This is a genomic window from Parabacteroides sp. AF21-43 (assembly GCF_003635435.1).
GTDB lineage: Bacteria > Bacteroidota > Bacteroidia > Bacteroidales > Tannerellaceae > Parabacteroides > Parabacteroides distasonis.
The window spans coordinates 33995-47379 of record NZ_QTMG01000019.1 but is presented as its reverse complement, the minus strand read 5'-3'; the positions used below and the strand labels follow the sequence as shown (position 1 = coordinate 47379).

The window sequence follows — 13385 nt, the reverse complement described above, 5'->3', positions numbered from 1 at the left end:
AAATAATAAAAAGGATCTATTACCATGTTTAAATGTAAACAGCTTTTAAGGCGAATATGTGTGGTTAGCTATGTTTTCTTGTTGTGTGGAGGTTTGGTAAATGCGTCAAATCTCGTTTCTAAGACCAATACCCTGATAGGGACTCAAGGTAATGGGTGGGCTTCCGGATATTTGTATCCGGGGGCTACCTATCCCTTCGGTATGGTACAGTTTACCCCGACTTATTTCACGAAACAACTAGGCTTTGTTATCAATCAATTGAGTGGTGCGGGATGCGATCATATGGGAAATTTCCCTACGCTTCCGGTTGCCGGAGCTTTACGGGTTTCTCCGGATAGTATCTTGAATATGCAGACTCCGGTCGGCAAGGAGATCGGAACGGCCGGTTATTACGCAGCGACCGTAGATCATTCTATACGTGCGGAATTAACCGTTACGGAACGTACGGGTATGGCTCGTTATACGTTTTCTTCCAAGGAAAAGCAGGGTACCGTGATTATCGGAGGAGGAGTAGCCGCTACCCCTATCCAAGTAGCCGCTATTAAGATTACGGGTCCTCATAGTTGCGAGGGATATGCGGAGGGTGGTGCTTTCTGTGGAATCCCAACTCCCTATAAGGTTTACTTTGTGGCTGAGTTCGATGCGGACGCGGAGAGTTTTGGTACATGGAAGGAGGAGCGACTACATGCGAATCATACGTTTGCGGAAGGCAGTCACTCGGGGGTGTATTTTACTTTTCCGTTGAAAGAGGGGAATCAGGCGGTGCAGTATAAGATCGGTGTTTCTTATGTCTCGGTGGAGAATGCCCGTGAGAATTTGAGGGTTGAGAATCCCGCTTGGGACTTCTCTGCGGTCCGTCAGGCGACGCAGGATAAATGGAATGAATACCTCGGGAAGATAGAGGTAGAGGGAGATAACGAGGATCGCCAGATACAATTCTATACGCATCTATATCGTTCATTAATCCATCCGAATGTTTGTAGCGACGTGAATGGGGAATATATGGGGGCGGATAGCCAAGTGCATAAGACAGCCCGAAAATTCTATACCTCTTTCAGTAATTGGGATACGTATCGTACGCAGACTGCTTTGATCGCTATGCTAGCTCCCGAGGAGACCTCGGATATCGTTATGTCTCATTACTTATTTGCCGAGCAATCCGGTGGTGGCTTCCCTCGTTGGGTACTGGCGAATATAGAGACAGGTGTTATGCAGGGGGACCCGACTCCGATTCTTGTAGCCAATGCGTATGCGTTTGGAGCTCGCAACTATGATCCTCGAACTTTACTGCGGACTATGCGTTATGGAGCAGAAGTGCCGGGGGCTAATTCCCAAGGTGTTTTGACTCGACCGGGCTTGGAACAGTATTTGGAGAAAGGGTATTACGACGCTTCGATCTTACTGGAATATACATCTTCTGATTTTGCGATTGGCCGTTTCGCCTTGCAAGCCTGCAATGATGAGCCGGTTTGTAATTGGTATACGCAACGGGCGATGAACTGGAAGAATCTTTTTAATAAGGAGACCGGTTGGTTGCAGTCCCGAAACGAGGATGGCTCGTGGAAACGTTATGACGCGGATTGGCGGGAATCGACATATAAGAATTATTTCTGGATGGTACCTTATGATTTGCAAGGGTTGATCGATAGTATAGGAGGAAAGGAAGCGGCGGAGAAGCGTTTGGATGAGATGTTCCGACGTTTGGACGCTAGTTATGGAGATGAATGGTTCGCCTCCGGTAACGAGCCTAGTTTCCAAATCCCTTGGATTTATAATTGGGCGGGGGCTCCTTATAAGGCGCAACAAGTGATCCGGCGTATACTGAACGAACAATATAGTAGCCGTGTGAACGGTTTGCCGGGCAACGACGATTTAGGATCGATGGGAGCATGGTATGTCTTTGCCAGTATCGGTTTGTTTCCAGAGATTCCCGGAGTGGGAGGTTTCTCTGTGAATAGTCCGGTATTCCGTAAGATTGTTTTACATTTGCCCGAGGGAGACGTGATTATCAAAGGGGGTGATGAGAAAAAAGAGTATATCCATTCCTTAAGTCTTGATGGAAAGAAGATGGAAGGCACTTGGATTGATTGGTCGGATTTATATCGGGGGGCGACCTTGGAATATAAATTATCCGGGAAGCCGGATAAGACGTGGGGAACTCGGATAGCTCCCCCTTCATATGGAAAATAAATATAACTTAATACTACGAATAACATGATTAAAGAAACATTATTAGTCTCTACTTTCGGCTTATTGGGATTGGTTACCGTAGCTTGCGGCTCTCAAAAGAAAGACCAGACGGCGGAAGCTGTATCGGAAACTATATCGGAAACAGCTTGGTGCTTGGACGGGTTTGAGCGTCCGACAGGAGTGAATCCGGTAATTAAGCCGTTACCAACTAAGTTTTATTGCCCGATGCGGGAAGATTCTGTAGCATGGGAGGAGAGTGACACATTTAATCCGGCGGCTACGATTTATGATGGGAAGATCGTGGTGATGTACCGTGCGGAAGATAACTCCGCTCAGGGAATCGGTTCCCGGACTTCCCGTTTGGGATATGCGACCTCTACTGACGGTATCCATTTCGAGAGGGATACGAAGCCTGCTTTTTATCCGGCTAAAGATAATCAAGCGGAGAACGAATGTCCCGGAGGTACGGAAGATCCTCGTATCGCTATGACCGAGGATGGTACGTATGTCTTGCTATATACGCAATGGAACCGCAAGGTGCCTCGTCTGGCGGTGGCGACCTCAAAGGATTTGAAACACTGGACGAAGTTCGGTCCGGCTTTTGAGAAAGCCTATAATGGCAAATTCAAGGATGAGGCGACTAAATCCGCATCGCTAGTCACGACTTTAAAGGGAGATAAGCAGGTCATTGCGAAAGTGAATGGCAAGTATTTCATGTACTGGGGGGAGAAGAATGTATATGCGGCTACCTCCGATAATTTAACAGATTGGGACCCACTGTTGGACGAGAATGGTGAGTTGCTTAAATTGTTCTCTCCCCGTTCCGGCTATTTCGATAGTCAGTTGACCGAATGTGGACCTCCCGCTATCTTGACAAAGGATGGCATCGTTCTGTTGTATAATGGTAAAAACGAACCGGGAGAAAAAGGGGATACCGCTTATCCTGCGAACTCTTATTGTGCCGGACAAGCATTGTTCGATGTAAATAACCCGACAAAATTGATCGGTCGTTTGGATAAGCCTTTCTTGCAACCGACGGATGATTTTGAAAAAAGCGGTCAATACCCTGCGGGTACCGTATTCGTGGAAGGTCTGGTCTATTACCGGAATAAATGGTATCTGTATTATGGCTGTGCTGATTCATTCGTGGCTGTGGCCGTATCGGATAAACAATTGAACTTCTAAGTGTCCAAAAGTAAATAAGATGAGAACTAATCGATGGCTTTTTAGTTTGGCGTGTATGCTTTCTGTGTTTGTGTGTGGCAATGCGCAGAAAACTCCTTCCCCTTTTCAAAGGGGTGACCGGGTTGTTTTTTTAGGCAATAGCATAACAGAGGGCGGACATTATCATTCTTATATATGGTTGTACTATATCACTCATTTCCCGGATATGCGGATGCGGATGTATAGCGCCGGTACCGGTGGTGACAGTTCTTGGGATATGTTGGAACGGATCGAGGAGGATGTATATGGTAAAAATCCGACGGTGGTTACGGCTACTTTCGGTATGAACGATAGTGGTTATTTCGAATATAACGACGATAATCCTACGGCTTTCGTGGAGCGGCAAATGTATCGGGTAGATACGACCTTTCAGGCGATGCAGAAGATCATGAAATCTCACAAAGATACAAGGGTGATCATGATCGCTGGCACGCCGTACGACGAGACTTGGCAAAATGAGAAAAATAAGCCTTTTCTTGGAAAGAACGCTACGATCCAGAAAATCATCCGTCTGCAAAGAGAGGCGGCCGTGAAGAATGACTGGGCGTTCGTGGATTTCCACAACCCGGTATTGGAGGTGAACAGGGTACAACAAGCGAAAGATCCGCGGTTTACCTTAATGCAAGGAGATCGGATTCATCCGGATAACCACGGTAATATGTTGATGGCCTATTTCTTCTTGAAGTCTCAGGGATTGGCGGGTAAACCGGTCGCCAAAGTTGATATCGATGCTTCCCGACGTATGGTGTTGGCGAACGAGAATTGTTTCGTGAATGAATTGAAAGTATCAGACAAGGGTACGATCTCTTTTACCTATTTAGCGAAGTCTTTACCTTATCCGATGGATACGATCTCTCGGGGTTGGGAGAAGAAGCATACGCAATATGAGGCGACCTTGTACGCTCCGATTATGGAGGATCTTAATCAAGAGGTATTGCGGGTGGATGGATTGAAAGGTTCGTATAGGTTGGAGATAGACGGGGATTCAATTTCTACGTTTTCGGCCGAGGATTTGGCAAAAGGTATTAACTTAGCGGCGTTAACGAACACACCGCAATATCAGCAGGCCGTTCGGGTCATGCATTTGAATGAGGAACGTTGGAATATCGAGAAACGTTTCCGGGAATATGCGTGGACGGAATTTTATATCTTGAAGCGGAAGGGCATGTTATTTCAGGATAATATCGCCGCTATGGATACGTTAAGGGCGAACCTTCATACGAATATCTTCTTAGCCGGCCATCTGGATAACTACTCCAAGATGATGTATCCGGAGATCCGGGAGGCTTGGAGCCAACAAATCGATATGTTGGTGGATCGTATGTATCAGATCGCCCAACCGAAGGTACGTAGAATAGAACTTATAAAAAATGATACGACTAGTAAGAAATTTAAGATGGATAACGACCACGGCGTTATCGCTTGCGTTGGTGGGAACTGCCTGTTCCGGTCCGACCCGGACTATCGAGGAGGTTCATTTCTCTGATTATGTAAATCCCTTTATCGGGGCGAGTACGAATACGGAGGCGGCCGGTGCTTACCATGGCTTGGGGAAGACCTTCCCCGGTGCGACTACCCCTTTCGGTATGGTACAGGTAAGTCCGAATACGATTACGGGGGGCGACAATGGTTCCGGATATAGCTACGAGCATGAGACGATCGAGGGATTCGCCTTTACGCAGATGAGTGGTATCGGCTGGTATGGTGATCTGGGTAATTTATTGGTAATGCCTACCGTGGGCGATCTGCGCACGAACTCAGGAAAAGAGGGGGGCGTAACCGGGTATCGTTCCCGGTATGATAAATCTTCCGAGGAGGCCAAGGCTGGATATTATAAGGTATTGCTAAGCGATTACCAGATACAAGCGGAGGCGACAGCGGCTCCTCATAGCGGTATGCTGAGATTCGTTTTCCCCGAGAATAAGCAGTCCCGCATCCAGTTGGACTTAGCCCGTCGTGTAGGAGGTACTTCTACGTATCAGGCGGTTCAAGTGATAGATGACCATACGATCGCCGGACGAATGGAATGTACGCCGGAAGGCGGAGGCTGGGGGAATGGTGAGGGTTCTTCCCGGTATACCGTGTATTTTTATGCGCAGTTCTCCAAACCGTTGAAAGATTATGGTGTATGGAGCGTGGATATCCCGGCAGGGCAGGATCGGCATCGGGAATTCGTGGAGAGCCCGGCTTTCCAGACATTGACAGCGAACGCGAAGATTTCGGAGAGACCAAAGGCATATGAGGGTGAGCACCTCGGGTTCTTTACGGAGTTTGAGACCGAGGCGAATGAGGAGGTTCTTTTCAAGGCTGGTATTTCCTTTGTAAGCTTGGAGGGTGCGGAAAAGAACTTGAAAGCGGAGATCAAGGATTGGGATTTTGATGCGGTACGTTCTCGTGCCCGTTCGTTATGGGATACGGCTTTGGCTAAGATGGATGTCAGCGGTGGGACGGATGAGCAGAAGGTGATCTTCTATACCTCCTTGTATCATACAATGATCGATCCGAGGATTTACACGGATGTGGATGGCCAATATATGGGTGCGGATGGAAAAGCGCATAGGTCTGATACGTTTACGAAACGTACGATCTTTAGCGGTTGGGACGTGTTCCGTAGTCAGATGCCTTTGCAAACGATTATTAATCCGGTATTGGTCAGCGATTTGTTGAAGTCATTGACAACGATGGCGGAGGAGAGTGGTCGTGAGTACTATGAGCGCTGGGAGTTGTTGAACGCCTATAGCGGTTGTATGTTAGGAAATCCGGCTATATCGGTCTTGGCGGATGCCTATGCGAAAGGTATTTGTAGCTTGGATATGGAAAAGGCTTATCGGTATGCGGATAAAACTTCGAGAATGTTCGGGAATGCGGAGTTGGGCTATACCCCGAATCCGCAGAGTATCTCCAAAACCTTGGAGTATGCGTATACGGAATGGTGTATGTCTCAGTTGGCGAAATCATTAGGAAAACAGGAGGATGCGGTTTATTATGCGAAGTTGGCTCAGTCTTACCGGAATTTATATGATGCGGAGAAACATAGCTTCCGCCCGAGAGAAGCGAATGGCCGGTTTGAGGCTTGGCCGGAAGAGGGTAAGCTGAAGGAATGGTACGGCTGTATGGAATGCAATGAGTTGCAACAGGGCTGGTTCGTGCCTCACGATATTCCGGGTATGGTGGAACTGATGGGAGGAACGGAACGGGTGATTGCCGATCTGGATACGATGTTCGACAAGACACCTACGGATTTCCTGTGGAACGCTTATTACAATCATGCGAACGAGCCGGTTCATCATGTGCCTTTCTTGTACAATCATTTGGGACAGCCGTGGAAAACCCAGAAATGGTCTCGTTTCATTTGCGATAAGGCGTATAAGAATAAGGTAGAAGGCTTGGTTGGAAACGAGGATGTCGGTCAGATGTCCGCTTGGTATGTATTGGCGGCATGTGGTTTGTATCCGGTTTGTCCGGGAGATACTCGCTATGAGATATCCAGCCCGGTTTTTGAGAAGACCGAGATTCAGGTTGGCGAAGGGAATACATTTATCATACGAGCCAACCGAAATACCCCGGAAAACACCTATATCCAATCCGCTAAATTAAACGGGACGGATTATACGAGATGCTATCTTGATTATAGGGATATCATGAAAGGTGGCGTACTAGAATTGGAGATGGGCCCCGAGCCGAATACAAATTGGGGCGTGAATAATTAATCAGTAAATAAAATAACATGAAACTCAATACTTTTTATAAACAGGGGGCGGCTTTAGCCCTCTGTTTAACCCTCTCTTTCCCTGTTTTTGCGGAGAAAGACTTGGTACAATACGTAAATACTTTGCAAGGAACAAACTCGACTTACGAATTGAGTTGGGGAAATACCTACCCGACTACGGCGGTTCCCTATCCCATGAATAGCTGGTCTCCACAGACCGGGAAGAATGGTGATGGTTGGAAATACCAATACTCGGCCACTACGATCCGGGGTTTCCAACCGACGCATCAATGTAGCCCTTGGGTGGGAGATTACGGGGTATTTTCTTTGATGCCTGTATCGGAATTGGTTGTTGATGAGTCCAAACGGGCGACTCCGTTCTCTCATGATAAAGAAATTGCCAAGCCTCATTATTATAAGGTTACGTTGGAGAATGGTATTACCACGGAGTTCTCGCCAACTACCCGTTCCGCTCATTTCCGTTTTTCCTTTCCCGCGAAGGGAGACGCTTTTCTCGTACTGGATGGCTATACGAAAACCAGTCAGGTACAAATCGATGTAGCGAACCACCGGATCACCGGCTATGTACACAATGGGGCTTTCTCTCCGAAGACACATAAGAATTATTTTATCATTCAATTTGATAAACCTTTCGTTAGCTATGGTACATGGGAGAATCGTAAGAATACGATCCAGAAGAATAATTTGAGCCGGGAAGGGGAAGGTATCGGTGCCTATGTACAATTTGCGAAAGGCTCTAAGGTACAGGCCAAGGTCTCTACCTCTTATATCAGTCCGGAGCAAGCGGAGGTTACGATGACTCGTGAGCTAGGTAAGCACTCATCGGTAGAAGTGACGAAGCAAGCGGCTGCTGATGTATGGAACCAGCTATTGAATCGTGTGTTGGTGGAAGGTGGAACCGAGGAGGATATGAAAACCTTCTACTCCTGCATGTTCCGTGCCAATTTGTTTTCCCATAAGTTTTATGAGGAGAAAGAGGATGGTTCTCCTTACTACTATAGTCCGTACGATGAGAAGATTCATGATGGATATATGTTTACCGATAATGGTTTTTGGGACACTTTCCGTTCCCAGTTCCCGCTGACCAATATCTTGCACCCTACGATGCAGGGGCAATATATGCAAGCCTTGCTAGACGCTCAGGAGCAATGTGGATGGTTACCTTCTTGGTCGTTCCCGAGTGAGACCGGCGGGATGGTAGGGAATCACTCGATCTCTTTATTGACGGATGCTTGGGTGAAGGGTATCCGCACTTTCGATCCGGAGAAAGCCTTGAAAGCGTATGCGCATGAGGCGATGAATAAGGGACCTTGGGGCGGTGCCAACGGACGGGTTCGTTGGAAGGATTATTATCAGTTGGGATATATACCTTATCCGGAATCCATGGGATCTACGGCACAGACGTTGGAATATTGCTATGATGACTTTTGTGCGTATCAGTTGGCGAAAATGACTGGGAATAAGTTTTATGAGGAGGTCTTTGCCCGCCAGATTTATAATTACAAGAATGTGTACGATCCATCTGTCGGTTTTATGAGAGGTCGTAAATTGGATGGTAGTTGGGCGGATTTCGATGCTTTCGAATGGGGCGGTCCTTATTGCGAGGGGAATGCTTGGCATTACAATTGGTCGGTTTTCCATGATGTCCAAGGGTTGATCGATTTGACAGGAGGTGATGAGCGTTTCGTGGCGAAGATCGACTCTGTTTTCGCTTTACCCGGTATCGTGAAATATGGAACATACGGAACGAAAATTCATGAGATGCTGGAGATGGAATTGGCGAAGATGGGACAGTACGCCCAAGGTAATCAACCGATCCAGCATATGATTTACTTGTATAGTTACGCAGGCCAGCCTTGGAAGACGCAATATTGGATTCGTCAGGTGATGGATCGGTTATATAATAGCTCGGAAAATGGTTATCCGGGTGATGAGGATCAAGGCGGTATGTCTTCTTGGTACGTATTGAGCGCGTTGGGAATCTACAGTGTTTGCCCGGGGACGGATGAGTATGTATTGGGTAGCCCGAAATTCCGGAAAGCTACGATTACGATGGAGGATGGCAAGAAGTTCGTGATCGAGGCGAAAGGGAATAGTAAGGATAACGTATATATCCAAAACGCTACCTTGAACGGGAAGAGACATACACGTAATTATATCCATTACAGCGATATCGTGAATGGGGGCGTGCTGGAGCTTCAAATGGGCAATCAACCGGAGAAGACGAGAGGAACCGCGAAAGAGGATCGTCCTTTCTCGTTAAGTAAATAAGTTTTTGGCTGTAAAATCTGTATATTTGTCCCCGTAGTTCCTTGAAAACAAGGCTACGGGGAATTAATCATTAATGTTCACTGATATGAATTGGATGAAAAAGGTAGCGGTAGCGTTGGTTTGTTTGCTTCCGCTCGGTTTACAGGCGGCGAAGGTAGATACTTTGCTAGTGAAAAGTCCTTCGATGAATAAAAGTATAGAGGTAGTCGTGGTAAGTCCGGATGTGGCTGCGACGAAAGCGTGTCCGGTGATTTATTTGTTACATGGCTATGGCGGTAACGCTCGTACATGGGTCGGTATCAAGCCGGATCTATCTAAGATCGCTGATGAGAAGGGTATCTTTTTCGTATGCCCGGATGGTAAGAATACGTGGTATTGGGATAGCCCTTTGAACGCTGATGTACGGTATGAGACTTTCATCTCGGATGAGTTGGTGAAATACGTGGATTCCCATTATAAGACAGTGGCCGATCGTAAGGGACGTGCTATTACCGGCTTGAGCATGGGTGGACATGGCGCTATGTGGAATGGCCTTCGTCATAGCGATGTTTTCTCCGCTGCGGGAAGTACTAGCGGTGGCGTGGATATCCGCCCTTTCCCGAAAAACTGGGAGATGAGCGTACAAATAGGTGAGAAGGCAAAATATCCGGAAAACTGGGAGAAGTACACGGTTATCAATTTGGTTCCAACCTTGAGGAAAGACCAGATCGCTTTGATCTTCGATTGCGGTGACAGCGATTTCTTTTTGGAGGTGAATAAGAACTACCACGAGGCGTTATTAAAACAAGGCATCGACCACGACTTTATCACTCGCCCGGGTAATCATGATTCACAATACTGGAATAATTCTATTGATTACCAGATCCTCTTTTTCTGGAAGCATTTCTTGAAGATGAAGGCCTTGTGATAAGACCGTTTGGCGATTTGACATTCTGACATTTTGTAAACTGAAGTCCCGGAGAACCGATTTTTCCGGGACTATGTACGACTCGTTGCCAAATACGCAAGAAAAAAACAATAATTCGTTCATTGATAATACAATACCGAAAAACCGCCTTTCATTCTAGCGAAAATAATTCATCTTAATTCATATCCATTGACTTCTTCGGGCTATCCGATAGGGTTACGACTGGGTTCTAACCGGGTTACGATGCCTATTCACGACTACTGACAACCCTATTCGTGACTGTTTATAATGCCTAACGGCAGTATTGGCGTCGCCCAACGCGACTATACGTGTAGGCTTTTGTCGCCTTTCGTGCTTAAAAACGGGAATACTCTCACTTAAAAGGGCGTTTTATAGCCCCTCACGTCTACTGGTTGGGGCGATTCAAACGAATGCCTTGTCACGATTCGCATTCGAAAAGAAGCATAAAGAAAGTTTCCCGCTGTTATACTCCATATGTACGCTAATTTTCGTACTTTTGCTTCTTGAATCTTGAATATACGAAAGCGATGAATTATCAGATAGATGCTCCGGGTTCCGCTATCCGGACTACCGTAAAGCTTCCCGCTTCTAAAAGTATCAGTAACAGGGCATTGATCTTGAATGCGCTAAGTTATAGCGCATACGATGTGGAGAACTTATCCGATTGCGATGATACAAATTTGATGGTAAAGGCATTAAACTCGAACGATCGGGATTTTAATGTGGGTGCGGCGGGTACGACGATGCGTTTCCTTACTGCTTTCCTCTCGAAGGTGGTGGGCGAATGGACGATTACGGGAACCGAACGCATGAAGAACCGTCCGATCAAGGTGTTGGTGGATGCGCTGAACGCTTTAGGCGCCCGGATCGAGTACATGGAGAAGGAGGGTTATCCCCCTTTGCGTATTTTCGGAAGCGCCTTGCAAGGCGGAGAGATCTCGCTACCGGGAAATGTTAGCTCTCAATATATATCCGCTATCTTGATGATCGCCCCGTTAACAGAAAATGGGGTTACGTTGCATTTGGAGGGCGCTATTATCTCTAGGCCCTATATCCATATCACCTTGCAATTGATGGAGCAATATGGAGTGAGAGCCTCTTGGACGGAGAATACGATCAAAGTACTTCCCCAAGAGTATAAGCCGATTCGTTTTACGGTGGAATCCGATTGGAGTGCCGCTTCTTATTGGTATGAGATCATGGCGTTATCGAAAAATGCTGAGATCGAATTGTTAGGTTTATTCAAGAATAGCTTGCAGGGAGATGCCGCCGGAGCGAAGTTGTTCGCTCAATTGGGAGTGGGCACTACTTATACGAAACGTGGAGTAGTGTTAAAGCATACTGGAAATATCTGTGAGAAGTTGGTTTATAACTTCGTGAATGAACCGGATTTGGCTCAAACCTTTGTGGTGACTTGCGTGTTATTAAATATCCCTTTCCGCTTTACGGGACTTCAATCATTGAAGATCAAGGAGACGGATCGGATCGAGGCATTGAAGACAGAGCTTCGTAAATTAGGTTATGTGTTGACGGATCGCAATGATAGCATCTTGGAGTGGAACGGTGAACGCAGGGAACCGGAGTCGCATCCGGTAATCGCCACTTACGAGGATCATCGGATGGCTTTGTCATTCGCTCCCGCCGCTTTGGTACGTCCCGAGGGGATAGAGATCGCCCACCCGCAAGTGGTCAGCAAGAGTTATCCCCATTATTGGGAAGATCTTAAGGCCGCTGGTTTCTCTATTAGGGAATCAGCCCTTTAATTTTCAGTTTTCAATTCTCAACTTTCAATTGAATTATGTGGTACATTGTCATAAGTCTTATAGGTCTGGGTGTCGTAGCCGCTATCGCCGGGTATTTCCGGAATAAGAAACTTCAGAAGATGCTGGAACGGGGGGAGATCTCGGAGATCCCCGAGGCACAGGAGATTCCGGAGGTTTGCTGCGGACAACATGAGACTTGCGAGCGGGATAGTTTATTAGCCGCCGTCAGCAAGAAAATCGAATATTATAACGATGAGGAACTGGATCGGTTCCAAGGAGTGGAAGCGGACGCTTACGATGAGGAAGCCGTTGAGGAGTTTAGTGAAGTGCTTTATACCCTCCGGGAAGTGGAGGTGGCCGGTTGGCTCCGTAGCCTGCAATTGCGGGGGATCAATTTGCCGGATGCCTTGAAGGATGAGGCATTCTTGATCATTGGCGAACGCCGTACTCATTAATTTAGGAAACGAATCATATGGATTTATTGCAATATGCCTTTTTTCAGAATGCCTTGATCGGGAGCTTGCTAACCGCTATCGCTTGTGGGATTGTCGGGACTTACATCGTATCCCGCCGGTTGGTATTTATCAGCGGAGGGATCACGCATGCTTCGTTCGGTGGTTTGGGCTTGGGTTTTTATCTGGGAACAAATCCGATCTTGATGGCGATGCTGTTCTCCATCCTCTCCGCTTTTGGCGTGGAGTGGGCGAGCAAGACGCAAAACGTAAGGGAGGATTCCGCTATAGCGGGCGTATGGTCGCTGGGTATGGCTTTGGGAGTGATCTTCATCTTTCTTACCCCGGGGTACGCCCCGAATCTATCCGCTTATTTATTTGGTAATATATTAACGATCTCTACGGCCGATATCTTATGGATTTTAGGGTTGGTGGTATTGTTGATACTCATATTCTCCCTTTTCCTCCGTGAGATTGTTTACGTGGCGTTCGATCGTGACTTCGCTGTCACGCAAGGCCTGCCGGTAAAATGGATCGAGTATACGATGATGTGCTTTATCGCCATGACAATTGTTCTTTCGATCCGGTTGGTAGGGATTATGCTATTGATGAGTTTGCTGACCTTGCCTCAAATAACGGTGAACTTGTTTACTTCCGACTTCAAGAAGATCATATGGGGAAGTATCGCGATCGGCTTTCTGGGTTGCGTGTCCGGACTGGTTCTTTCTTATTTCCTGAACGTGCCTTCTGGTGCGTTTATCATCTTGTTTTTGGTGGTCCTCTTTTTGGCCTTGAAAGCAATAAAACCGTTGTTACGGCGTTAATTA

The 13385-nt window shown here is 46.9% G+C and carries 9 protein-coding genes; all 9 read left to right on the top strand.

Translation table 11 applies throughout. The features are described from left to right. The first annotated feature begins 24 nt into the window (after positions 1–24). The 9 genes from DWX84_RS13685 (at position 25) to DWX84_RS13645 (ending at position 13382) form a co-directional block, all read left to right on the top strand. Positions 25–2190 carry a GH92 family glycosyl hydrolase gene (locus tag DWX84_RS13685; RefSeq protein ID WP_122144092.1) on the top strand — a complete coding sequence of 722 codons (2166 nt, stop codon included), beginning with the start codon at positions 25–27 and terminating at the stop codon, positions 2188–2190. A 24-nt stretch (positions 2191–2214) separates the two neighbouring features. Next, on the top strand, positions 2215–3375 hold the full coding sequence (locus DWX84_RS13680; RefSeq protein ID WP_009016709.1) for a glycoside hydrolase family 130 protein: 1161 nt from the start codon (positions 2215–2217) through the stop codon (positions 3373–3375). A 19-nt stretch (positions 3376–3394) separates the two neighbouring features. Beyond that, positions 3395–4900, top strand: a complete 1506-nt coding sequence (locus DWX84_RS13675; RefSeq protein ID WP_233573940.1) for an SGNH/GDSL hydrolase family protein — start codon at positions 3395–3397, stop codon at positions 4898–4900. Beyond that, a complete protein-coding gene (locus DWX84_RS13670; protein WP_122377534.1) occupies positions 4785–7124 on the top strand; it encodes a GH92 family glycosyl hydrolase in 2340 nt (779 codons plus the stop codon). The genes DWX84_RS13675 and DWX84_RS13670 overlap by 116 nt, the downstream gene beginning before the upstream one ends. A gap of 17 nt (positions 7125–7141) precedes the next feature. Beyond that, complete coding sequence (locus DWX84_RS13665) at positions 7142–9415, top strand: GH92 family glycosyl hydrolase (protein WP_036630088.1); 2274 nt, start codon at positions 7142–7144, stop codon at positions 9413–9415. Between the two features lie 85 nt (positions 9416–9500). After that, positions 9501–10322, top strand: a complete 822-nt coding sequence (locus tag DWX84_RS13660) for an alpha/beta hydrolase family protein (RefSeq protein ID WP_122377537.1) — start codon at positions 9501–9503, stop codon at positions 10320–10322. 548 nt (positions 10323–10870) lie between these two features. Next, complete coding sequence (locus tag DWX84_RS13655) at positions 10871–12106, top strand: 3-phosphoshikimate 1-carboxyvinyltransferase (RefSeq protein ID WP_009275210.1); 1236 nt, start codon at positions 10871–10873, stop codon at positions 12104–12106. A 35-nt stretch (positions 12107–12141) separates the two neighbouring features. After that, positions 12142–12561, top strand: a complete 420-nt coding sequence (locus DWX84_RS13650; protein ID WP_005860099.1) for a hypothetical protein — start codon at positions 12142–12144, stop codon at positions 12559–12561. A 17-nt stretch (positions 12562–12578) separates the two neighbouring features. Then, on the top strand, positions 12579–13382 hold the full coding sequence (locus DWX84_RS13645; protein ID WP_005863493.1) for a metal ABC transporter permease: 804 nt from the start codon (positions 12579–12581) through the stop codon (positions 13380–13382). Positions 13383–13385: the final 3 nt, after the last annotated feature.